Origin of the sequence: Desulfonatronum sp. SC1 (assembly GCF_003046795.1) — a bacterium.
Classification (GTDB): domain Bacteria; phylum Desulfobacterota; class Desulfovibrionia; order Desulfovibrionales; family Desulfonatronaceae; genus Desulfonatronum.
This window is the reverse complement of sequence record NZ_PZKN01000021.1, coordinates 14,884-36,432: the sequence shown is the minus strand read 5'-3', so window position 1 is coordinate 36,432 and position 21,549 is coordinate 14,884. Positions and strand designations below refer to the sequence as shown.

Here is a 21,549-nt window from a genome sequence, read left to right as displayed (position 1 = left end):
AACGGCCTACATCTTCTCCGGTGCGTTCACGCCCAACAAACCCAACCCGTTGCGCAACACCTGGGCCACGGCCCGGCACAAGGCCAGCCGGGCCTGAACCAATTCCGGCGAACCAGCCGCCAGAACCGGATGTGTGGTATAGTAGCGGTGCAGCTTCCCGGCCAGATCCAACAAATAATGGCTGAGGTGGTGCGGGCTGAGGGTGGCCGCGGCGGAAACCAGCACGTCTCCGAACTGGTCCAGGGCTTTGAGCAGTTCCAGATCCGCCTCTCCGTCCAGCAGGGCCAGCGTCTCCAGGGTCGCCCGCCAAGGCATCACCCCGGCTTCTCCGGCCTTGGCCAGCAGAGAATGAATCCGGGCATGAGCGTACTGCACGTAGTAGACCGGGTTGTCCATGGTCTGCCGTTTGACCAGTTCCAGATCAAAGTCCAAATGGCTGTCGCTCTTGCGGCTGAGAAAGATGAACCGGGCCGCGTCCGGGCCCACCTCTGCGCACACGTCGGCCAGGGTCTCGAATTCCCCGGCCCGGGTGGACATGGCGATCTGCTCCCCGGCCCGGAGCAGGTTGACCAGTTGGACCAGAATGCACTGCAAGTCCTCCGGATCCCGGCCCAGGGCCTGGGCCGCGGCCTTCATCCGACCGACGTAGCCGTGATGATCCGCGCCCCAGATGTCCACCACCAGGTCGAAGCCGCGCTCGAACTTGTCCGCGTGATAGGCGATGTCCGAGGCCAAGTAGGTCAACGAGCCGTCGGACTTGCGCAGCACCCGGTCCTTGTCGTCCCCGTATCGAGTGCTGGCGAACCAGAGCGCCCCGTCCTGTTCGTAGGCCAATCCATCCGTTCGCAAGCGATCCAGGATCTGCTCCACGGCCCCGTCGCGAATCAGGGCGGACTCGGAAAACCAGACCTGGTGTTCCACACGAAAATCCTGGAGATCCTTACGGATTCCGGCCAGAATCCGATCCATGGCGTATTCCCGGGCCACGTCCAGGGCTTCTTGCTCCGGAAGGTTTGCTGGTCGTTCTCCGTCCCCGTCCAGTTCCTCTTGGGCCAGCAACCCTTGGGCCAACTCCCGGATATAATCACCCTTATACCCGTCCTCGGGAAAAACCGCGCCCCGACCGAGCAGTTCCAGATACCGGGCTAGGACCGAGGCTCCCAGAAGCCGCATCTGCCGACCGGCGTCGTTAAGATAGTATTCCGTGGTCACGTCATGGCCCATGAACCGCAGGATCCGGGCCAGACTGTCGCCCAGGGCCGCGCCGCGTCCGTGACCGATATGTAGCGGACCGGTGGGATTGGCGGAGACGAACTCCACCTGGACCTTGCGGCCTTTTCCCGAGTCGGTTTGTCCGTATTCGTCGCCCTGATCCAGGATGTCCAGAACGCCTTGTTGCCAGAAAGACGGGGCCAGGGTGAAATTCAAGAACCCCGGACCGGCGGTCTCCACCTTGGCCAACCGCCCGTCGCCCAGGCCGACCAAACGCTGTTCCACCTCCTGGGCGATCTGCCGGGGATTCTTTCCGGCCTTCTTGGACAGGGTGAAGGCCATGTTCGTGGCCAAATCCCCGAAACGCTTGTCTCTCGGTGGTTCCAGGGTCGTCGCCGAGGTCCACTCCAAATCATGTTCCGTCAAAAAGGGCGTCAACAATTCCCGTAAATAGTTTTGTGCTCGCATTGGGTATAATGACTGTTTTTTGTTGAAGTTGGATAACGCTCCAGCGACGTTTTCGGGGAACAATCACCGCCGCTGAAGATTGCACCACGGAGAACCAAATAACCAAAAATCACCCTTTCTTTCCCCGTGTTCCCCGTGGTGCAAAAAAATGCCCAGACAATCATGCCGTTTCAGCCGATGCAAAGGCCTCCAGTGCCTCCAGCCCCGGGACGCTCTTCGCCTCCCAAGGCTCATCCTTTTTGGCCAGAATCGCGCCAGCCAGCCGACTCAAAACCCCCTTGGGGCCAAGCTCGATCCAGGTTCGGCCCCCGTCGGCCCATTGAGCTTGAACGCCTTGGGTCCAGAGAACGGAAGAGGTCATCTGCTTCGCCACCAGGGTTTGGATGCGAGCCGGATCGGACTCCACGGCCGCCGTGACGTTGAAGTAGACAGGAATGCGCGGCGTGCGCCAATCCAACTTCTTCAATGCTCCGGCGAACTCCTTGGCCGGTTCGGCCATCAAGGAACTATGAAAAGCCCCGCTCACGGCCAAGGGCACGGCACGGCCCTTGCGCTCTTTGACCAGGGCCGCGGCCTGGTCCACCAGGTCGGCGGTCCCACTAATCACGAACTGGGCCGGAGAATTGTGGTTGGCGATGCGCAGTTCCTGGCCGCTTTCGCCCCGGGCCGTGTCCACGATTTCCTGGACCACCTCCTGGGAAAGCTTGAGCACCGCGGCCATCTTGCCGCCCTGGGCCTCCCCGACCTCGTCCATCAGGCGTCCGCGCAACGCAGTCAGCTCCAGGACCACCGGAATTTCCAGAATCCGCGCCGCGGCTAGCGCGGCGAATTCTCCCAGACTGTGACCGGCCAGGGCCTCTGCCTGTAGGCGTTCATGACCCACGATCCACAATCCCAAGGTGGTCGCGGTCATGGCCGGCTGGAGATATCTGGTGCGGGCCATGTCCTGCTCAGCGCCGTCCCAGTAGATTTCACGCAACGGCGCTCCCGCCGCCTTTTCCGTCCGCCGCCAAAGCTCCATGACCTCGGGAAACCGCTCCGCCACGTCCCGCCCCATGCCCGGCTCCTGGGAACCCTGGCCGGGAAAGACAACCACGATTTTCGATGTTGATTCACTCATATTTTTTTCATCCATAACAGCACGTTCCCATTCCGCTGCAACTTTCAAACCTCAGGTTTCAGGTCTCAGCCTTCAGCCCTCTCTTCCCTCTTGCCTTTTCCCCCGTGATCGGCCAAGGATCGTCCCATGACCGCCAAAACCACCTCCCAGGCACCGCCGACACCGGACCAAATCATAGCCCTGACCCCCGACCTCGGCCGGACACTGACCAAGGAGCAGGCCCTGGGATTAAGCCGCTACCTCAGCCTGCTGCTCCAGTGGAATCAACGCATGAATCTGGTGGGGCCCGGCGACTGGAGGATCATCCTGACGGACTTGGTGGCGGACAGTTGGCTGTTGGCCGATTTTCTGGACACCCTGCCCCTGCTGAAAAACGCCACGGATAGCCACCCGAAAAGACCCCTGGCCGTGGACCTGGGCGCCGGGGCCGGGCTGCCCGGCCTGCCTTTGCGGCTGTTCTGGCCGCAAGGAACGTATCACCTGGTGGAAATCCGCCGCAAGCGCACGGCCTTTCTGCTCCAGGCCGTCGCGGCCATGGGGCTGCGTCAAACAGTGGTTCGCCCGGAACGGGCCGAACAGGCTTTGCCCGCTCTGGCTCCCTTAGATTTGTGCCTGAGCCGGGCCTTTCTGCCCTGGCCCCGACTCCTGGAATTGGTGCGCCCCTGGCTGGCACCGGAAGGGCTGGTCCTGATCATGGCCAACGAGGCCCCGCCCAAAATCTTTCCGTCGGGCTGGTCCCTTCAGGCCGTCCGAAGCTACCCTTCCGGCGACAAGACCCGTTATTTCTGGTCCTTGGCAGCCGCCGTCATCTCCAGGTAAGAGCCCTTGAAAATGGCCTCCGTGGCCGCGGCGTCCGCGGCCTCGCCCAGGTCCATCAACTTTTCCAGGAATTCCAGGATCACGAACCGATCATTCTCGCATCCGCCCTGAAAATCCTGAACCAACTGGCCGCTGGAAAGCAGCTCCTCGATTTCCCGCAAACAATCCATGGGAAGCATAGCTCTGCCTTGATGCTCTTCTAAAGGTGTCCGGATTCACGAAAAACAAATAACATGGCAGGAAAATCGACCGCCGTAAAGAACCCTTCCCCCCCTTTCATCGACAATAAAGGTAAAGTTCCAAGGGAGTCTTCAATTCTTCATAATTCGCGACAATCCTCCAGATACGGCCGCCACTCCCCGTCCTCGCCGCGCTTCTCCAGAAAACCTTCCCGGCCCTTGACCCACCAAACAAATTCCCGCTCGTCGGTGTACCTGGAACCGGAAGCCGAAACAGCGTTGGGCAGGGTGATCACCTCCATGTTGGGCAGCTCCAAACGGACAAAGTGCAGCGTCTTGTCAGAGAGAACATAATACCGGGCCATGACCCGCTTTTCGCCGGAACAGAGATAAGCGACATCTGTGATCGGGACCACCGTCAGTTCGCCGGGATCACGCCCGTCGCGACTCCAGTTGCATCCGGCAATCAGCAGGATCGCCAGGCAGGTGCAGACTCCAACTGTCCGTAGCATGCTCCTTTCCTCCTTCTTGTTCGCCGATTCAGCCGGTTCCCGTGGTCATGTCGTGATCATTTCCAATACAACGAAATTTGGGGCAAGAACCGACATATCTGAAGAATTAACCACGGAGCACACAAGGAGGCACGGAGAACATATTCGGGAAAACCAGGGTTTCTTTCCCCGTGTGCCCCGTGGCTAAACATCTTGGCCAGACGATGGAATATGGAAGTGTCGCTGCAGTGTCACCAACTTAGCAAATAAGCGAAAATCAACGGCGCGACGATGGTCGCGTCGGATTCGATGATGAATTTGGGTGTGTCCACGCCCAGTTTACCCCAGGTGATTTTCTCGTTGGGGATGGCTCCGGAATAGGAGCCGTAGCTGGTGGTGCTGTCGCTAATCTGACAAAAGTAGCCCCACAGCGGAACCTCGATTTGCTCCATGTCCTGGTGGAGCATGGGCACCACGCAGATCGGGAAGTCCCCGGCGATCCCCCCACCGATCTGAAACATGCCCAGAGGATTTTGCTTCGTGGTCTGGGTGTAGTGGTCCGCGAGCCAGGTCATGTACTCAATCCCGGTGCGCACGGTGTGCACGTTTTTGACCTCGCCCCGCAACACCGCGGCGGCGTACATGTTGCCCAGTGTGGAGTCCTCCCAGCCCGGAACGACCATGGGCACGTTCTTTTCCATGGCCGCCAGCATCCAGGAGTTCTTGGGATCAATCTGGTAGGACGGGGCCAGATCCCCGGCGGCCAGAATCTGCCGAAAAAACTCATGGGGAAAATATCGCTCTCCCTTGGTGTCCGCCGCGGTCCAGACCTGGAGCATGGCCTTCTCGATCCGCCGCATGGCCTCCATTTCCGGAATGCAGGTGTCCGTGACCCGGTTCATATGCCGGGCCAGCAATTCCGCTTCGTCCTGAGGGGTAAGGTCCCGGTAGTTGGGCACCCGTTCGTAAAAATCGTGAGCCACGAGATTGAAGATGTCCTCTTCCAGGTTGGCCCCGGTGCAGACGATCAAATGCACCTTGTCCCGGCGGATCATCTCGGCCAGGGACAGCCCCAACTCCGCGGTGCTCATGGCTCCGGCCAGGGTGATCATCATCTTCCCGCCCTCAAGCAGAAAGGCGTCATAGGCCCGAGCCGCGTCGACCAGGGCCGCTGCGTTGAAATGCCTATAATGGTGCGTAATGAACGATCCCACTGGTCCGAGTTTGAGGGTATCGCTTGATTTCTTGGATGTCGTACTCTCAGCCGAACACATGACGAAGTCTCCTTTGGAATCAAAAAGTAGGGTGAATTGCCGATTGCGGCATCCGTTATCCTTGGAATAGTCGGTGCCAAGACTTCCGTCAATTTATGCCAGGCTTCATTCAGCGTTCCCAACCGGGCACGAAAATATGAAACTGGACGCTGAAAAATCCGTCGAGTACAAGACCGTCATGGGATACGACACGCTACAAGCATGCATTCGCGATTTGGAGGCTGCCGGAAGGCTGGTCCGGTTGGACGTGGAAGTGGATCCGTACCTGGAAGCCGGGGTCATCCAGCGCCGGGTTTACCAGGCTGGAGGGCCGGCCCTGCTCTTTACCAGGGTCAAGGGCTGCCACTTTCCCATGCTGGGCAATCTGTTCGGCACCCTGGACCGGGCCAGATACATCTTCCGGGACACCCTCCCGGCCCTGGAAAAACTGGTCCGGCTGAAGGTCGATCCGAGTGACGCGCTACGCGCTCCCTGGAAATATCTGGGACTGGTTCGCACCCTGTGGAACGCCCGACCGAAATACGTGGCCAACGGGCCGATCCTGGCCAAGAGCTGCGCCCTCTCCGACCTACCCAACCAGGTTTCCTGGCCCAGGGACGGCGGGGCCTTCGTCACCCTGCCCCAGGTCTATTCCGAAAACCCGGTCAAATCCGGCCCGAATAATTGGATGAACTCCAACCTGGGCATGTACCGGGTCCAGTTCTCCGGAGGCCAGTATGCGCCAGACAGGGAAGCGGGCCTGCACTATCAGATCCACCGGGGCATCGGCGTACACCATGCCGTGGCTTTGCAACGCGGCCTACCGTTGCGGGTGAACGTGTTCATTGGCGGACCGCCGGCCATGACCCTGGCCGCGGTGATGCCCCTGCCCGAGGGCATGCCGGAACTCAGCTTCGCCGGAATACTCGGCGGCCAACGGCTTGAGTTGGTCCGCTCCGCCAACGGCCTGCCCATGCCGGCCCAGGCCGACTTCTGCATCTCCGGCGTGGTCAACGGTGCCAGAACCCTGCCCGAAGGCCCCTTCGGCGACCACCTGGGCTACTACAGTCTGGAGCACGACTTTCCGGTACTCACCGTGGACCGGGTTTATCACCGCCCGGACGCGGTCTGGCCCTTCACCACCGTGGGCCGTCCTCCCCAGGAAGACACCACCTTCGGCGCGCTGATCCACGATCTCACCGGCGAGGCCATCCCCACGGTGCTTCCGGGAGTCCGGGCCGTACACGCCGTGGACGCCGCCGGGGTGCATCCCCTGCTCCTGGCCCTGGGCAGCGAGCGCTACGTGCCCTATGATTCTGAACGAGCGCCCCGTGAACTGCTCACCCAGGCCAACGCCATCCTCGGCCAGGGCCAACTCTCCCTGGCCAAATATCTGTTCATCGTCGACCAGGCCGACGACTCTCCGGACATCCACGACATCGCCGCGTTTTTCCGCCACGTCCTGGAACGGGTGGACTGGACCCGGGATCTGCACTTCCAAACCCGGACCACCGTGGACACCCTGGACTACTCCGGCCTGGGCCTAAACCAAGGCTCCAAGGTGGTGATCGCCGCTGCCGGTCCGCCCCGCCGGACCCTGCCCACGTCTTTTCCCAGCGACCTCCGCCTCCCGGGAGGCTTCGGCTCGCCCCAAGTCTGCGCACCGAACGTCCTGGCCGGAATCCTCGTCATTCAAGGTCCGGCCTGCACCCGGGCCCGCCACGCTCAGGATCCGGCCATGACCGAACTTTGCCGCGAACTGCACGCCGCCAAGCAACTCATGGACTGGCCCCTGATCATCGTGGCCGACGACAGCGCCTTTGTCGCCCGAACCCTGAACAACTTCCTCTGGACCACCTTTACCCGCTCCGATCCAGCCCGCGACATCTATGGAGTCGGCGAAACCATGACCTGCAAACACTGGGGCTGCAACGGCCCCCTGGTCATCGACGCCCGAGCAAAGCCCCACCATGCACCGGCCCTGGAACCGGATACGGAAGTGGGAAAAAGGGTGGATCTGCTCGCGGCCAAGGGAGGACCGCTGGAGGGATTGTGGTGAGCGTCAGTCCAGCCCAAGCTGGGCCAGCAGATCATCCACGTCGTTCTGGTTGGTCGTCGTTTGCGGCCCTTTGAGTTCCGAGGCTTTTTGCTTGGCTTCCGTGTTCAGGGCCTGGAAGTCCTTTTCCGGGTTCTCGTCAATTCCCTTGATCTTCAACCCCGTGGCCACGAACAGTTCCGTGGTGATCCGCTCCACCTGCTTGATCGCGGTGATGATCTTCTTGATCCGCTGGCCGGTCAGATCCTGGAAGGACAAGGCGGTCATGATCCGCATGAAGTCCTCGCTCAGGCGCTGGTTGGTCGCGATCAGGGAGTTCACGTCTGCGGCCCTGGCCCCGCCGCTGCGGAAACGTTCCAGGGTCGCGGTCATCTCGGCCTGCAATTCCATCTGGTTTTCCACGATGTCCATGACCTGGACCGCGGCCTGCTCCGTGGCCTTGAGAATCTCGTCAAGTTGGTCCGAGGCTTCGGAAATCAGGGCGGAGGTTTGACCGCCCACGATCGGGGCCTGTCCGTCGTACTTCTTGGCTTCGGCGATTTCCTTGTAGATTTGCTTCAACCCGTCCTGCAATTCCGCGTTCAGGGTCCGGTAGAACTCACCTTGCATCAGTGATCGGCTGATGTTCTTCTGCAACTCTCTTTCCAGGGCCTGGACCATGGTTCCGCGTAATTCTTCGGAAATACGCGCGGCAATCCGATCCATGACCCGATCAGCCATTTCATCATTGCTGAGCATGGTGCTCCTCGCTGTGTTGCGGCCCATTAACCGTGCTCGCGTACGGCGTTCGGGCCTTGTGTTGTTCAAATTGCTTCGCGATCAGGTATATTGCAGGGTATTCCGCCGCTTGCCCTGCAAACGCCCGGTGATCACTCCGGCCAGCCAAGCCACCAAAAAGACCGCTCCGCCGGCGAGAAACCAGTAAAAACGGTCCCAGGACTTCAACTTGCTGTTCTCTTGGCGCAAGGTCTCCACCTCGCTCCGCGCCTCGGCCAGATCGACAACGGTTCGATCATACCGCTGCCGCAAATCCAGGACATCGGCCGCGTCTACTTGAAGGGCCACGTGTTCACGATCCAGATCCAGAAGCTTGTTGGAGGTTTCCGATAAGGTCTCCAACAGGTTCTGGTTGACCTCCTCCAGTTCGGCGATTCGCCCCAATGCGCCGCTGGATGCAGCATAGAGCTCGTCATATTCATCACGAAGCTCCTGGTACTTCAAGGAAACCGGGATTTCCTCGCTGGTGAAACGCTTCAGCACCCAGCCCTCAATGCCGTTTGGGCCACGGACCCGCAACCATCCGGCCTGTTCGGACAATGCTTCCATTTTCGCTCCAGCGGGCAACACTTGAAGGATCCGGTGCTCGGTGGACGGCCCTGCCCGTTTGGAAATTTCGCGAACATCGGACACGTACACGGTTTCCGCTTCAGCGACATCCGCCCCGCAGGCAAAGGTGATCAGCAAGGAAACCCCGGTAAAAAAGCGCCCGGCAAAAAAGCGTTTGATCCGATATGTCTTCATCGGTATCCCTCAGAAAAAACAAGGTCTGGATAATCGAAAAGAGCCATTTCGTAGCACCGAACCGTACCCAAATGCAACGCTCCCTATGGCCCAGCACCCCGGAAAATCAGACCCGCCGCACCCTATCCGACCGTCCCCACGACATGGAAATCTCTTCATCGCGACACCACACCGAGGCTAAATCAGGCCTGGTAAAAACGTGGTCAGCGCGGGGAAGGCCAGCAGAATGGCGATGCAGACGATCAACGCTGCCAGAAACGGCCAGATTCCCTTGAAGATGGTTTCCAGGGGGACGTCCGCGGCAATTCCCTTGACGATATAGACGTTCATGCCCACCGGGGGTGTGATCACGCCCATGGCCACGACCAAAACCATGATCACCCCGAACCAGATCGGGTCATATCCCAGAACATTGACCACCACGGGGTAGAAGATGGGAATGGTCAGCAGGACCAGGGCCAGGGCGTCGATGAAGAATCCCAGGACGAGATAGATTAGCAGGATCAGGGCCATGACCACGTAGGCCGGCAGGTCCAGTTGGCCAGCCCAGGACGCCAGGTCGAACGGGATGCGGCTGACGGCCATGAACCGCCCAAAGATCACCGCCCCGGCCACCAGGAGCATGATCATGGCCGTGGTCCGGGTGGAGTCGGCCAGAGCCCGCTTTAGTCCGTCCCAGCGCAGCTTGCCTTGGATCAGGGTCAGAAAAAACACCCCGGACGCACCAACGGCGCCGGCTTCGGTGGGAGTGAACCAACCGGCGAACAGGCCGCCCAGGGACAGAGAAAAGATGACGAATACTTCCCAGATTCCGCCCTTCAAGGCCGCGAGGCGATCCTTCCAGCCGAACACAGGCCCGGGTGGACCAAGCCGGGGGTTACGTCGGGCCATGATAAAAATGGTGGCCATGTAGAGAAACATCAACAAAAAACCGGGGATGATCCCGGCCATGAACAGCTTGCCGATGGATTGCTCCGTGGCCATGCCGTAGACGATAAAGATCACGCTGGGCGGGAACAGGACCCCCAACGCCCCTCCAGCGGCCACGCTGGCCGTCGAAAGAGTGTCTGCGTACCGGTATTTTTTCATCTCCGGGATGGCTATGGCCCCGATGGTCGCGGCCGTGGCCGTGTTGGACCCGCAAACCGCGCCGAAAAGTGCGCAGGTGGCCTGGGTGGCTATGGCCAACCCTCCGGGATAGTGGCCCATGGTCCGGTAGGCGAAGGTGAACAGCCTAGCCCCTATCCCGGAGTAGAATGCCAAAAACCCCATAAAGATGAACATGGGGATCACGCTCAGGGAGTAGGAGGAGAACGTGGCGTAGAGATCCTTGGAAACGACCCGAAACGCCGCATCCGGAGAAACCAGCCAACTGAATCCCAAAAACCCGGTCAGGGCCATGGCATAGGCAATGGGCATGCGCAAGATCAGCAGCAAGAAAAACAAACCGATGCCGGCCAAGCCGATCACTGTCGGGCTCATCGGCGCACCGCCATGCCCATCATCTCCACGGCACGCAGGATCAGGACCAGGCAAAGCAATCCCAGGGACGCGGCAAGTCCGTAAACAAACGGAAAGAAGGGAATCCTCGTGGTCAATCCCACCTCGCCGCTGGCCGCGAAGCTTTGGGCATAGTCCAGCATGTGCCAGGAGCAGAAAACGAAAAACACCGCGGCCGTGATGTTGGTCAGGCCGTCGATGCAGGCTCTGACCCGCTCGGGAAGCTTGGCCACCAGAAAGCCCACGGCGATATGCCCGTTCTTCAGGGCGCAATGGGCTAGGGCCAGGCCCACGGCCAGGGAGGTCAGAAAGCCCACGAATTCATATGTTCCGAGAATCGGGCTCTTAAAGAATGCCCGCAGGATGATGTTCAGGACCACCAGAAACATTACGGCCAGGAGGCTGATTCCAGCCACGGCGTCAAAAACCTTACTGACGGCCCAGACGTATTTTTCAGTGAGCTGAAGATAACGTTTTGAACGTGACGGCATTATGGGTGTGGAGCGAAGACGGTTTAACGAAAAAAACGGCCGCGCGTCCAGACGCCTTCGAAACCAGATGCAGGACGCGGGCCTTGTCTTGGCGCGGCAATACCCCGCGCCCCCTTGGAAAAAAAGTATCCGTTATGGATCAGTACTTGGTGTTGTACTTTCCGGACAGCTCGATCACCAAGTCGAGTATCTCTTGTCCGGGCAGTCCCCGACCGGCCATGTCCTCAAGAAACTCGGCCTGGATCGGTAAAACCAGTTCCGTCCACCGGGCCGTCTCCTCTTCGGAGAGGGTGATCACCTGCTGCCCCGTGGTTTCCACGGCATAGGCCAGGCCCGTCTCGTTCTGCGCATCCCACAGACCCTTGGCCACGTCATGGAAGAATTGCTCGGAAACCTCCGTGATCAAGGCTTGCAGGTCTTCAGGCAGCCGATCCCAAGCGCGTTGGTTCATGGTCACGAAGAACAAGGTATTGTAGAGAAACGGTGTCAAGGTCAGGTAATCCGTAACCTCGGCGTGCCGCCAGCCTTGCAAAACCTCCAAGGGCGAAAGATTGCCTTTGACCAGTCCGCGTGACAGGGCCTCGTAGGCCTCGGACTGGGGCATGGCCACGGGGATGGCACCCAGAGCGGCCAAGGTCTTGGCGCTCAGGCCAGTGGCTCTGATTTCCATGCCCCGCAGGTCTTCCAGAGTGCGCACGGGCGACTTGGTGAACAGGTCGCCGGGTCCGGTAGCCAGGACCATCAAGAGCTTGGTGTCCTGGACCTCCGCCGGATTCAATGCCTTGATCCCGTCCCAGGCCACCTGGCTGGCCACCTTGGAATTTTTGTAGGTCACGCCGGGCAGCTCGAACGCCTCCAGCAATGGAAAGCGGCCCCTGGTATAGGCGAAGGCGGAAAGGCCGATGTCCGCGATGCCCGTGACCACTCCGTCGTAAATCTCCGGAGCCGCGAGCAGGGTCTGGCCCGGATAGCTGACGACCTCGATTCGCCCGTTGGACGCCTCTGCCAGGGCCTTGGCCCAACCCTGGACCAATTCCGTCTCCGCCGGGTGGGTCGCCGGAAAAAAGTGCGCCAAGCGCAAGGATACCGGACGCTGCGCCATGGCGGCGGTCGATATGAAGAGCAACGCCAGAAGCGCCACCATGAACGTCAATCCCATTCTTTTCATCTCTCGCCCCCCTAAGTAAAAGTTTCGGGAACTACTCAGCACACTCTGGATATAGCCCCATTCCGACGCTGGATTCCCGCCTTCGCGGGAACGACCTCTATATAGCAAGGTTCTCAAGCTCGTCATATTCAGGCCATGCTTGCCACTATTTTTGAGCAGTTACATCCTCACATGCGGATGCTTACAGATTGTAGAGTTCGTCGCCAGGGATGATCCGAATCTTGCTGTTTTGCAATAACTCAATAGCCTGATCCGTCCGGTCGAACCGGAAAATCATGACCGCGTCCTTACCGGTCTGCTGGACAAAGGCGTACATGTATTCCACGTTGATCTGGTTGTTGCTCAGCAGTTCCAGAATGGAGTGCAGCCCTCCGGGTCTGTCGGCCACTTCCACGGCCACCACGGAGGTCCGCCCCACGGTGAAGCCGTTTTCCTTGAGCACTTGCTTGGCCCGTTCATGGTCCGTGACGATCAGGCGCAGGATGCCGAAATCCGACGTATCAGCCAGGGACAACGCCCGGATGTTCACCTTGGCCTGGGACAAGACCCTGGTCACATCCGTCAGGCGTCCGGCGCGATTCTCCAGAAAAATCGAAATCTGTTCCACTTTCATTGTTCTACCCTCCCGTAAGGGATTCAGGTTCTGCGACGGATTGAGAAACCGTGATGCGATCTCAGACCTTGGGGCGCTGGTCGATGATCCGTTTGGCCTTGCCTTCGGAACGGGTCAGGCTACGCGGTTCCACCAGTTTGACCTTGGCCGTCACACCGAGAAACTCCTTGATGTTCCCCTGGATTTTGCCTTCAAGGCGCTGCAAATGGCGCACTTCGTCGGAAAAGAGCTTTTCATCCACCTCCACCCGCACCTCCAGGGTGTCCATGGCACCCTGGCGATCCAGGATCAACTGATAATGCGGGGTCAGGCCCTCGGTTTCCAGAAGCAGGGCTTCGATCTGCGACGGAAAGACGTTCACCCCGCGAATGATCAGCATGTCGTCGCTGCGCCCCTTGATCCGGCTCATCCGGACATGGGTCCGGCCGCAACGGCAGGGAACGTAGTTCAGGGAGGTGATGTCCCGGGTCCGATAACGGATCAGAGGCTGGGCTTCCTTGGTCAGGGTGGTCAAGACCAGTTCGCCGGTCTCCCCGGGCGGCAATTGCTCGCCGGTGATCGGGTCGATGATCTCCGGCAGGAAATGGTCCTCGAAAATGTGCAGGCCTTTCTGAGCCGCGGCGCACTCCATGGCCACCCCGGGCCCCATGATTTCGGAGAGTCCGTAGATGTCCAGGGCGATCAGGCCCAGCTTGGACTGGATGTCCTGGCGCATCTCCTCGGACCAGGGTTCGGCCCCAAAGATGCCAACGCGGATGGGCAGCTCGCTGAACGGAATCCCGGCCTCCTGGGCCGCTTCGAACAGGAACAGGCTGTAGGACGGGGTACTGCACAGCACCGTGGGGCCGAAGTCCCGAAGCAGCATCACTTGGCGCCTGGTGCCTCCGCCGGAAATGGGTACGATGGTCGCCCCCAGTTCCTCCGCACCGTAATGCACGCCCAGCCCGCCGGTGAACAAGCCGTATCCGTAGGCATTATGCACCACGTCGCCTCGATTGACCCCGGCGGCCATGAAGGCTCTGGCCATCAGGCCAGCCCAGTTGCGGACGTCGCGGTGCGTATACCCCACCACCGTGGCCTTGCCCGTGGTGCCGGAAGAGGCATGGATGCGGACGACGTTTTCCTTGGGCACGGCGAACAGACCGAAGGGATAGTTGTTGCGCAGATCCTGCTTTTCCGTGAACGGCAGGTATTTCAGATCGTTGAGGCTTTTGACCTGTTCGGGACGTATGCCGGTTTCCTCGAACTTGCGTCGATAAAATGGCACGTTGGCATTAACCCGCTCCACTAGGTTCCGGAGCCGGGACAACTGCAACGGCTCCAGATCTTCCCGTGGCGCGGTCTCTTTCTCAATGTCGAAAATCACGAACTGTCCTCCTTGAGCAATTGGGAATTCAGGACTGAACTGGGCATCCCGGTCCACGGCACGGACGTGCCCACGGCACCCCGCCCGGCCACGTCCGTCACGCGAAATGGCTGAGCCAGTAATATCCTCCGGCCAGGACCACCGCCCCCAGCAGCAGAGCGTAGACTCTACGCGAGCGCAGGGAAAGCAGAACCCCGACGGTTCCGATCATCCAGACCACCGGCCAAGTAATGGGCAACATCAGGACACGTCCGCGGAATTGCTGCAAGAGCACGTCGGTGAGCGGCACGAGCAGGGCCATGACCACAATGAACGCCGCCAAGTTCACCACGACGGATTGCAACAGGGCCATTTTCACTGGATTCACCGGGGAGATGGTTACATCCGCGCCACCTCGCGTGGACTGAAGCATTTGCGTATACACGGCATTTTGTCTACGACGCTGAAACAGTTCGAGACGGCTGCCCAAAAGGGCCGTGGGTGCGCAGAGCAGCATGACCATAAAGATCACCGGAGCCTGGGCGAGGTCGAAGATGTTCACCAGGGCCAGGGATGTCAGCAGGGCAAAGGGGCCGTGCGGGGGAATGTAGGTTCCAATGGGAAACAGATCCAAAAAGAACAGCTCGAAAAACAGTGCCACGGGCAAGGCCGTCTCCCAGTGTCCTGTCACGGCCGACCAAAGCATGCCGATCACCAGGGGTCGATCCAGAAAACCGAGATTCAGGCCGAATCGGGCCAGGGAAAACAGGGCAAAAAAAAACACGCCAAGCCCGCCCAGGCCAGCGCGTCCATGCTCATCCCCACCATGATGTCTTCACCTGCGTCGAATCGTTGGGAACACAGCGGAAATCCAAATGAATGCCCCGTTTGGCAAAGGCCTTCAGACAGCCGATGTCCTCGTTGCTCAGGGCCACGTGCGGACAGAGCTGTTGCTTGCCCGGTGAATAATGCAGATTGCCGATGTTCACCGTGGTCAACGCAAATCCAGCCTGCACCGCCCGCTGCACGTCGCCGCACGTGGCGAATAGCAGCAGCGTGTAGTCCCGCGGATGGATAATCCGACCGTGCTCATCCAGATGCGTGGAAATACGATCAACCCCGACAAAGGAGAGCTCCACGCCGCTGGGCACGGCCAAGCGGATGATCTCCTGACGCATATCGTCGTCGGCCAGTTCGTCGTTGACCACGAGAATATTCCTGGCGCCCAGATACGGCATCCAGGCTTCGATGACCTGCCCGTGGACCAGACGATTGTCGATGCGCACCCAGTTCATGACCGCTCCGGCCTACTCCTTGGCCACCTTGCTGCGCAACAGGTCCCCCGCGACGACGATCCCCTGGGATCCGGCCGCCTTGGCCTCTTTGGCCAGTTCGGCCAAGGACAACTTGCGCGAACCGAGGACGCGCAGCAACATTGGCAGATTCACTCCGGTGATCACTTCCAACTGATGCTCATTTTTGTTCAGCAGCGACAGACTCAAATTCGTCGGCGTCCCGCCGAACATATCCGTCAGAATGACCACTCCCGGGCCGTGATCCGCGCTTTTGACGCTTTTTCTGATCTCCGAAAGGGACTTCTCCACTTCCTTGGTTACGTCCACGCTCACGAAATAGCAATCCTGCTGGGGCCCGAGAATCAGCTCCGCGGCCTTGAGCAGGTAAGCTCCGTACTCCGTATGCGTGACCAACACGACTCCAATCACCGCATGCTCCCGAAAAAACTGAAATCCGGGTTCATCCCAGATTCAGGTGACGATGTTCAATGGTAACGGAAAAACCGGCGGTCGTCAGCGAGGTCAATACGGCCTGGGACACGGCCACCGAACGATGCCGCCCTCCGGTACATCCCAGGGCCATGGTCAACCGATATCGGCCTTCCACCGCGTACAACGGCAGCAGGTACCGCAAAAAATCCTCGAATCGCCCGATGAAGTCCCTTCCCGGATCGTCGTTCAGCACGTAACGGACAATGGACTCGTCCAGGCCGGACAAGGGACGCAGTTCCGGAACGAAGTAGGGATTGGGCAGAAACCGTAGATCAAAGACCAGATCCGCCTCCAGAGGAACGCCATACTTGAAGCCGAAGGAAATCAAATGAATGCGCATTCCTTCGCCAAGATTCTGATCCAGAGGCCATTTCTCCTGAAACACCCGCCGCAGTTCATGGATGGAAAAGTCCGACGTGTCCACCACCAAGTCGGCATGCTTGCGCAGCCCCTCCAGCATGATTCGTTCCCGGCAGATAGCTTGGTCCAAACCCATGCCCTGGGCTTCCAGAGGATGAGGGCGGCGGGTGGTGGCGTAGCGCCGGATCAGCACGGCGTCTCGAGCTTCCAGAAAGACCAGCTTCGGGCTCATCCCGGCCTGATCCATCCGCTCCACGAACTGCTCCCATTGCAGGGCGAAGTCCGGTTGCCGCACATCCAGCCCCAAGGCCACCCCGGCGTACTGATCCAGCTTCATCTCATCGGACAGAGTCAGCAACTGTCCGGCCAGTCCGGCCGGCAGGCCGTCCACGCAATAATACCCCAAATCTTCGAAGACGTTCAAAACCGTGCTTTTTCCGGCCCCGGACTGTCCGGCGATCATGACCAGAGAGAGTTCGCTCGGTTTTCGCGGATGATCCACGCTCATTGCTCTTTGCCTCTTTTCGCGTCCTTGGGCACGCGGTACCCGTGTCCAAGGACGCGGACACCGTAGGGGCACGGCGCGCCGTGCCCCTACGGTGTGGACGGTTCAAACACCATCACGCCGAATTGAGGGCGTCCCAGAAAAGCTCCTTGTCCTGGGCCGTAAGAAAGGCGTGCCGAAAGGCCTCGTCCTTGAGCAGCCGGGTAATGGACGCCAGGATGCGCAGGTGCATCCCGGCGACTTGTTCCGGGGCCAGAACCATGAAAAAAATATGGCACGGCTTGTGGTCCAGGGCGTCGAAATCCACGCCCTCGGAACTGCGCCCGACCACCAACACGATCCGCTCCAGCCCCTCCAGCTTGCCGTGGGGAATGGCCAATCCCTCGCCGATGCCCGTGCTCCCGAGGCTTTCCCGGTCCTTCAGCACCCTAAAAGCCGCCTCGGCGTCCAGGCTCGGCTCCTTTTGGGCCAGGACGGCGACCAATTCCGCCAGCACTTCCGTCTTGTTCTTGGCTTGCAACTCGGGGAGCAGCAAGTCCTTGCTCAAGAAATCCCTGAGGACCATCGATTAGATTCCCGGGTCGATCAGACCGAAGTCGCCGCTTTTACGACGGTAGATGACGTTGACGCGCTCGATGTCCGCGTTAAAGAAAACCAGAAACTCGTTGCCCAGGGCTTCCAGCTGCATGGCCGCTTCATCCACGGACATAGGCTTGGGCTCGAAGTTGTCGGTTTCCGTGATGGTCTGTGCCCTCTTGCCGGTCTCATCCTGAGTGAAGGTGATCACGTCCACCCGGGCGGGCTGGTTCTTCTGGCCGCGACGATGGTCCTTGTTCTTCTCCTTGATCTTGCGCACCTGAGCCTCGAGCTTGTCCAGGACCAGGTCGATGGTGGAGTACATGTCCTCGCTTTCGGTGGTGGCGGAGAAATGCATGTCCTTGCCCGTGAGGACCACCTCGGCCATATGGCGATACTTTTCCACGGAAAGGTTGACGGCCAGCTCGCCCTGATCTTCAGGACGCAGGTAGCGGTTGATCTTATTGAAGCGCTCGCGGGCGTAGCCCTTGAGGTGATTGGACGGCTCGAAATTCTTGAATGTAAAAGTTATTTCCATGCGACACCTCCGAAATAAAACAGGTTCTGGGTTGGTTTGAGGTTGTTCGCTCCGTTGGGAGCGTCTGCGAAGGTTAAAAAATGGCCTTGCGCTTGGAAGACGACTCGATGTTCAGCGCCATGCGATACTTGGCTACGGTCCGGCGAGCGATGTTGACGCCCAGGGACTTCTTCAAAAGTTGCGAGATCAGTTCGTCGCTGAGTGGACGCTTGGGGTCCTCTTCAGAAATCAGCTTCTTGATCTCCGCCTTGACGCTTTCCGATCCGGCTTCCGAGCCGTCGTCCATACCCAAGGCGCTGTTGAAGAAAAATTTCAGTTCATACGTTCCGTGGGGCGTGCTCATGTATTTGCTTGTCGTTATCCGGCTGACCGTGGACTCGTGCATGTTGATATCCAGGGCCACGTCCTTGAGAATCATCGGCTTCAGATGCGTCACCCCGTGACGGAAAAATTCGATCTGGAACCGAACAATGCTTTCGGCGACCTTATGCAGGGTCCGCTGGCGCTGGTACAGGCTTTTCATCAACCAGTGGGCGGATCGGACCTTTTCCTGAATATAGTCCTTGACCCCCTTGTCGTGAACAGACAGCTCCTTGGCGTAGGCCTCGTTGATCATCAAGCCCGGTATCTCGTCCTCGTTCAGAACCACGATGAAATCGCCGCCGTGCTGGAGGATGTAAACGTCCGGGCTGGTGAACTGAGGGTCCTCGGAGCCGAAGCTTTTGCCGGGCATGGGGTCCAGGCGCTGAATGCAGTCCAGGTAATGCTTGATTTCCTCCATGGAAAGCTTGAACTTTTTGGCTAACGGCTTGTAGCGCCGCTTTTCCAGCTCCTCAAGATGGTCCTTGACCAGGGAGACCAGAATCGGGTCGTCCAGCCCCAGTTCGTCCATCTGGACCAGCAGGCACTCCCGCAGATTTCTTGCGCAGACCCCCACGGGGTCCAGGCGCTGCATGATCCGCAGGATCCGCTCCGCCTCCTCCGCCTCGCACCCAGCCATGGCGGCGATGTCCTCAATGGACTCGCAAAGATACCCCACGGCATCCAGGTTGCCAAGGATCACCTCGCTGACGGCCAGTTCCCGTTCCGACAGGGCGGAAAGCCGCAACTGCCAGGAAAGATGGCCAATCAGCGTGGACTTGCCGGCCAGCCGGGCCTCGAAACTCATTCCCTCTTCCGGGATTTCCCAGTCCCGGCCCTGGATCTGTCGACTGATGCTGGAAAATTCTCCCAGGTAGTCCTGCCACTCAGAATCGTGAAGTTGCCGGGGCTCCTCGACGTTGACGGACTGGAACCGGCTCTCCGCGGGATCCTTTTTCGGGGCTTCCACCGTCTCGTCAATGCTTTCCGGCACGATTTCCAACACAGGGTTTTCCAACAATTCTTGCTGGATGCTTTCCACCAACTCCAGCCTGGAAAGCTGAAGCAGCTTAATGGCTTGTTGCAGTTGGGGGGTCATCACCAACTGCTGCGTCAACTTCAGTTGCTGGCGCAGTTCAAGAGCCATGTCGCGTTCTCGCCTCCATGACCGGGCTGAACAGTTGGAACGCCATTCCCGATTGTTGATCAATCATAAGCAAAAGTCCTCACCGAGATAGACCTTCCGAGCGATGGGGTCGGCCACGATGGCCTCCGGCGACCCTTCAAAAATGGCCCGTCCTTCGAAGACGATGGACGCCCTGTCGCAAATCTTCAGCGTTTCATGGACGTTGTGATCCGAAATCAACACCCCGATCCCCCGCTCCTTGAGGGACATGACGATCTCCTGGATGTCGTCCACGGCCAAGGGGTCGATGCCCGCGAAGGGTTCGTCCAGCAACATAAATTTTGGATTGCGGATCAGGGCTCGGGCGATTTCCAGGCGGCGGCGCTCCCCGCCGGAGAGAAACATGGCCTTCTGGTCGGCCAGCTTGGCGATGCCCAGTTCCTCCAACAGGGCCTCGGCCTTTTTGCGCTGCATGGCCGGGGTGAAGTCCGTGTACTCCAGAATGATTTGCAGATTCTGCATCACGGTCAGCTTTTTGAAGACTGAACTTTCCTGGGGCAGGTAGCTCAACCCCAACCGGGCTCGTTCATGCAGCGGCCAGGTGGTGATCCGCCTTCCGTCCAGGTCCACCACCCCGTTGGTGGGCTTTATCACCCCGACCAGCATGTAGAACGTGGTGGTCTTCCCGGCTCCGTTGGGGCCTAAAAGGCCGACGATCTCTCCCTGCTCGACCCGGATGGAAATATCCCGGACCACCTCTTTCTGGCCGAAGCTTTTGCGCAGATTCTTGCCGGAGAGAAGGGCCTTCACCGCGCCCCCTGTTCCCGAGGCAAAAGAAACATTCCTTCCACTCGCCGATCGGTGCGTCCCTGCACATCCACCTCTCTTTCTTCAACATTGAGCGTGATCACGTTGCCTTCCAATCGGGTCCCGCCTTCTTCCACCCGTGCGTTGCCCTCCAGGCGCAAGACGCCCTGGTCCACCCAGTAGGTGGCCATATCGCCGTGACCGACGCGATCCTCGTGCTTCAAGAAGACCTGGCCCAGGGCGATCATTTTTTCTATGTCCACTTGAGCCTCCATGTCCTGCTCCGGCGACAAGCCCTCGGGGCGAGCCTCCCGAGGCAGGGTTCGCAGGAGAACCACCAGCCGTTCCGAACGCAGCTGAAAATTCGGCCTGTCCACCCGAACATCTCCGATGAACTCGATCTGGTGGTCGCGATGGGAGTAACGTAGCCGCTCCGCTGTTATCCGCGTAGGAATGGCCTCGTCATCCTCTGCGGCGCAGCTCCAGCCGGGTACGAGGAACAGCGCTAGCAAGACCGAAAAAGCGAGCCAAAAGAGCCGCTGCAGTGACAACCGCGCTCTCATCTACAACCCTTGCGTGAAACTGTCTTTGGCGATGACGACTTCCACCCCGCCCTCGGCATTGACCACCCAGGTGTGCAGGTCCACGTCACCCCGCTGCGAGCGGAGTTGCAGCCCCTGGCGGTCGAGGAGGATGTCCCCGTGCAAAAATATAGTTTCATCAATCTGGACGAAAACGGCCTCGTCGGAATTGAGGTAGGTAGGACCATGTTCCATATGCACTCCGGACCAAAGCCGGATATCGCTGGTAGCCTGATCCACCTCCCCCAGGGGGGCGCTGACGATCACGGGAATGTCCCGACCACCCAGGCTTTTTACGATGGTCGGGGCGTTGAGCAGCACCATCTGCTGGCCTTGGTCGTAGGACGCGGACAGAGCCCGCAGGGTCCAAAGGGTTCGCCCTTCCTGGCCCAGGCGCATCTCCACGCCGCTCATGCTCACGTCCGTGTCCGCTGCGCCGGAGATGGGACCGACGGTTCGCCGTTCCACGGGTGCATCACCGGGAAAGAAATACAAACCGAGCAAGAACAGGATCAGCGCCCCGGCAATGGCTTTCCGACGCATGTATCCCCCACAGTTTAGAATCGATAAAAAATTGAGAGTACAATCTTTGCAAGAGAAAATCGAGTGCCGGTTTTCATCCCCGTTCGCCCCCAGGTCGCGGACCAAAATTCCGGCATGACAACGAACAACG

Annotated in this window: 24 protein-coding genes; 2 read left to right on the top strand and 22 right to left on the bottom strand. The window is 59.5% G+C overall.

Features of this window, described 5'->3' with window-relative positions; genetic code table 11:
- Window positions 1-6 precede the first annotated feature (6 nt).
- Both argS and C6366_RS11985 read right to left on the bottom strand, forming a co-directional pair.
- Window positions 7-1,680, bottom strand: coding sequence for an arginine--tRNA ligase (gene argS / locus C6366_RS11990; protein ID WP_107738184.1), 1,674 nt, complete (start codon window positions 1,678-1,680; stop codon window positions 7-9).
- A 160-nt stretch (window positions 1,681-1,840) separates the two neighbouring features.
- The gene (locus tag C6366_RS11985) at window positions 1,841-2,800 is read right to left on the bottom strand and encodes an ACP S-malonyltransferase (protein WP_107738234.1); all 960 of its coding nucleotides are present in this window, start codon (window positions 2,798-2,800) and stop codon (window positions 1,841-1,843) included.
- 126 nt (window positions 2,801-2,926) lie between these two features.
- Here C6366_RS11985 and C6366_RS11980 point away from each other — a divergent pair, with 126 nt between their 5' ends.
- A complete protein-coding gene (locus C6366_RS11980) occupies window positions 2,927-3,619 on the top strand; it encodes a 16S rRNA (guanine(527)-N(7))-methyltransferase RsmG (protein WP_107738183.1) in 693 nt (230 codons plus the stop codon).
- Here the strand turns inward: C6366_RS11980 and C6366_RS11975 are convergent.
- From C6366_RS11975 to C6366_RS11965, 3 genes are all read right to left on the bottom strand, one after another.
- A complete protein-coding gene (locus tag C6366_RS11975; RefSeq protein ID WP_107738182.1) occupies window positions 3,580-3,798 on the bottom strand; it encodes a hypothetical protein in 219 nt (72 codons plus the stop codon). The two genes, C6366_RS11980 and C6366_RS11975, sit on opposite strands and share 40 nt — an antisense overlap.
- Window positions 3,799-3,938: 140 nt before the next feature.
- Window positions 3,939-4,310 (bottom strand): MliC family protein, encoded by a 372-nt coding sequence (locus C6366_RS11970; protein ID WP_107738181.1) that lies wholly within the window; start codon window positions 4,308-4,310, stop codon window positions 3,939-3,941.
- Window positions 4,311-4,540: 230 nt separating this feature from the next.
- Window positions 4,541-5,563 (bottom strand): deoxyhypusine synthase family protein, encoded by a 1,023-nt coding sequence (locus C6366_RS11965; protein WP_107738180.1) that lies wholly within the window; start codon window positions 5,561-5,563, stop codon window positions 4,541-4,543.
- 178 nt (window positions 5,564-5,741) lie between these two features.
- On the opposite strand from C6366_RS11965, the gene C6366_RS11960 reads away from it, so the two are divergent.
- Window positions 5,742-7,601, top strand: a complete 1,860-nt coding sequence (locus C6366_RS11960) for a UbiD family decarboxylase (RefSeq protein ID WP_107738232.1) — start codon at window positions 5,742-5,744, stop codon at window positions 7,599-7,601.
- Between the two features lie 3 nt (window positions 7,602-7,604).
- Here C6366_RS11960 and C6366_RS11955 read toward each other — a convergent pair whose 3' ends face one another.
- The 17 genes from C6366_RS11955 to C6366_RS11875 all read right to left on the bottom strand — a co-directional run bounded on the left by C6366_RS11955 (window position 7,605) and on the right by C6366_RS11875 (window position 21,419).
- Window positions 7,605-8,336, bottom strand: coding sequence for a protein phosphatase CheZ (locus tag C6366_RS11955; RefSeq protein WP_107738179.1), 732 nt, complete (start codon window positions 8,334-8,336; stop codon window positions 7,605-7,607).
- Window positions 8,337-8,417: 81 nt separating this feature from the next.
- Window positions 8,418-9,119 carry a TIGR04211 family SH3 domain-containing protein gene (locus C6366_RS11950; protein ID WP_107738178.1) on the bottom strand — a complete coding sequence of 234 codons (702 nt, stop codon included), beginning with the start codon at window positions 9,117-9,119 and terminating at the stop codon, window positions 8,418-8,420.
- Window positions 9,120-9,296: 177 nt separating this feature from the next.
- Window positions 9,297-10,601 (bottom strand): TRAP transporter large permease, encoded by a 1,305-nt coding sequence (locus C6366_RS11945; RefSeq protein ID WP_107738177.1) that lies wholly within the window; start codon window positions 10,599-10,601, stop codon window positions 9,297-9,299.
- A complete protein-coding gene (locus tag C6366_RS11940; RefSeq protein WP_107738176.1) occupies window positions 10,598-11,110 on the bottom strand; it encodes a TRAP transporter small permease in 513 nt (170 codons plus the stop codon). The genes C6366_RS11945 and C6366_RS11940 overlap by 4 nt, the downstream gene beginning before the upstream one ends.
- A 139-nt stretch (window positions 11,111-11,249) precedes the next feature.
- Window positions 11,250-12,278: a TRAP transporter substrate-binding protein gene (locus C6366_RS11935; protein ID WP_107738175.1), complete on the bottom strand. Its 1,029-nt coding sequence runs from the start codon at window positions 12,276-12,278 to the stop codon at window positions 11,250-11,252.
- Between the two features lie 181 nt (window positions 12,279-12,459).
- Window positions 12,460-12,891 carry an ACT domain-containing protein gene (locus C6366_RS11930; RefSeq protein ID WP_107738174.1) on the bottom strand — a complete coding sequence of 144 codons (432 nt, stop codon included), beginning with the start codon at window positions 12,889-12,891 and terminating at the stop codon, window positions 12,460-12,462.
- Window positions 12,892-12,952: 61 nt separating this feature from the next.
- Entirely contained in the window at window positions 12,953-14,257 is a 1,305-nt protein-coding gene (locus C6366_RS11925) for a phenylacetate--CoA ligase family protein (protein WP_107738173.1), read from the bottom strand.
- 97 nt (window positions 14,258-14,354) lie between these two features.
- Window positions 14,355-15,020 (bottom strand): PTS sugar transporter subunit IIC, encoded by a 666-nt coding sequence (locus C6366_RS11920; RefSeq protein WP_107738172.1) that lies wholly within the window; start codon window positions 15,018-15,020, stop codon window positions 14,355-14,357.
- Between the two features lie 31 nt (window positions 15,021-15,051).
- Window positions 15,052-15,531: a PTS sugar transporter subunit IIB gene (locus C6366_RS11915; protein WP_107738171.1), complete on the bottom strand. Its 480-nt coding sequence runs from the start codon at window positions 15,529-15,531 to the stop codon at window positions 15,052-15,054.
- A 12-nt stretch (window positions 15,532-15,543) separates the two neighbouring features.
- A complete protein-coding gene (locus tag C6366_RS11910; protein WP_233248485.1) occupies window positions 15,544-15,960 on the bottom strand; it encodes a PTS sugar transporter subunit IIA in 417 nt (138 codons plus the stop codon).
- A 31-nt stretch (window positions 15,961-15,991) separates the two neighbouring features.
- Window positions 15,992-16,891, bottom strand: a complete 900-nt coding sequence (rapZ, locus tag C6366_RS11905; RefSeq protein WP_107738169.1) for an RNase adapter RapZ — start codon at window positions 16,889-16,891, stop codon at window positions 15,992-15,994.
- 112 nt (window positions 16,892-17,003) lie between these two features.
- Window positions 17,004-17,453, bottom strand: coding sequence for a PTS sugar transporter subunit IIA (locus C6366_RS11900; RefSeq protein ID WP_107738168.1), 450 nt, complete (start codon window positions 17,451-17,453; stop codon window positions 17,004-17,006).
- A 3-nt stretch (window positions 17,454-17,456) separates the two neighbouring features.
- Entirely contained in the window at window positions 17,457-18,002 is a 546-nt protein-coding gene (raiA, locus tag C6366_RS11895; protein WP_107738167.1) for a ribosome-associated translation inhibitor RaiA, read from the bottom strand.
- A gap of 73 nt (window positions 18,003-18,075) precedes the next feature.
- A complete protein-coding gene (gene rpoN / locus C6366_RS11890; RefSeq protein WP_107738166.1) occupies window positions 18,076-19,509 on the bottom strand; it encodes an RNA polymerase factor sigma-54 in 1,434 nt (477 codons plus the stop codon).
- A 63-nt stretch (window positions 19,510-19,572) separates the two neighbouring features.
- Window positions 19,573-20,298, bottom strand: a complete 726-nt coding sequence (gene lptB / locus C6366_RS11885) for an LPS export ABC transporter ATP-binding protein (protein ID WP_107738165.1) — start codon at window positions 20,296-20,298, stop codon at window positions 19,573-19,575.
- Window positions 20,295-20,846: an LptA/OstA family protein gene (locus tag C6366_RS11880; RefSeq protein ID WP_158269762.1), complete on the bottom strand. Its 552-nt coding sequence runs from the start codon at window positions 20,844-20,846 to the stop codon at window positions 20,295-20,297. Before C6366_RS11880 ends, lptB begins: the two co-directional genes overlap by 4 nt.
- Before the next feature lie 12 nt (window positions 20,847-20,858).
- Entirely contained in the window at window positions 20,859-21,419 is a 561-nt protein-coding gene (locus C6366_RS11875) for a hypothetical protein (RefSeq protein ID WP_107738163.1), read from the bottom strand.
- Window positions 21,420-21,549: the final 130 nt, after the last annotated feature.

Coding starts and splice junctions, on each gene's coding strand:
- C6366_RS11955 (WP_107738179.1), bottom strand. CDS start 8,336: ATGCTCAGCAATGATGAAATGGCTGATCGGGTCATGGATCGGATTGCC.
- C6366_RS11875 (WP_107738163.1), bottom strand. CDS start 21,419: ATGCGTCGGAAAGCCATTGCCGGGGCGCTGATCCTGTTCTTGCTCGGT.
- C6366_RS11935 (WP_107738175.1), bottom strand. CDS start 12,278: ATGAAAAGAATGGGATTGACGTTCATGGTGGCGCTTCTGGCGTTGCTC.
- raiA (WP_107738167.1), bottom strand. CDS start 18,002: ATGGAAATAACTTTTACATTCAAGAATTTCGAGCCGTCCAATCACCTC.
- C6366_RS11915 (WP_107738171.1), bottom strand. CDS start 15,531: ATGAACTGGGTGCGCATCGACAATCGTCTGGTCCACGGGCAGGTCATC.
- rpoN (WP_107738166.1), bottom strand. CDS start 19,509: ATGGCTCTTGAACTGCGCCAGCAACTGAAGTTGACGCAGCAGTTGGTG.
- C6366_RS11965 (WP_107738180.1), bottom strand. CDS start 5,563: ATGTGTTCGGCTGAGAGTACGACATCCAAGAAATCAAGCGATACCCTC.
- C6366_RS11900 (WP_107738168.1), bottom strand. CDS start 17,453: ATGGTCCTCAGGGATTTCTTGAGCAAGGACTTGCTGCTCCCCGAGTTG.
- C6366_RS11960 (WP_107738232.1), top strand. CDS start 5,742: ATGGGATACGACACGCTACAAGCATGCATTCGCGATTTGGAGGCTGCC.
- C6366_RS11970 (WP_107738181.1), bottom strand. CDS start 4,310: ATGCTACGGACAGTTGGAGTCTGCACCTGCCTGGCGATCCTGCTGATT.
- rapZ (WP_107738169.1), bottom strand. CDS start 16,891: ATGAGCGTGGATCATCCGCGAAAACCGAGCGAACTCTCTCTGGTCATG.
- C6366_RS11980 (WP_107738183.1), top strand. CDS start 2,927: ATGACCGCCAAAACCACCTCCCAGGCACCGCCGACACCGGACCAAATC.
- argS (WP_107738184.1), bottom strand. CDS start 1,680: ATGCGAGCACAAAACTATTTACGGGAATTGTTGACGCCCTTTTTGACG.
- C6366_RS11950 (WP_107738178.1), bottom strand. CDS start 9,119: ATGAAGACATATCGGATCAAACGCTTTTTTGCCGGGCGCTTTTTTACC.
- C6366_RS11940 (WP_107738176.1), bottom strand. CDS start 11,110: ATGCCGTCACGTTCAAAACGTTATCTTCAGCTCACTGAAAAATACGTC.
- C6366_RS11985 (WP_107738234.1), bottom strand. CDS start 2,800: ATGAGTGAATCAACATCGAAAATCGTGGTTGTCTTTCCCGGCCAGGGT.
- C6366_RS11930 (WP_107738174.1), bottom strand. CDS start 12,891: ATGAAAGTGGAACAGATTTCGATTTTTCTGGAGAATCGCGCCGGACGC.
- C6366_RS11975 (WP_107738182.1), bottom strand. CDS start 3,798: ATGCTTCCCATGGATTGTTTGCGGGAAATCGAGGAGCTGCTTTCCAGC.
- C6366_RS11945 (WP_107738177.1), bottom strand. CDS start 10,601: ATGAGCCCGACAGTGATCGGCTTGGCCGGCATCGGTTTGTTTTTCTTG.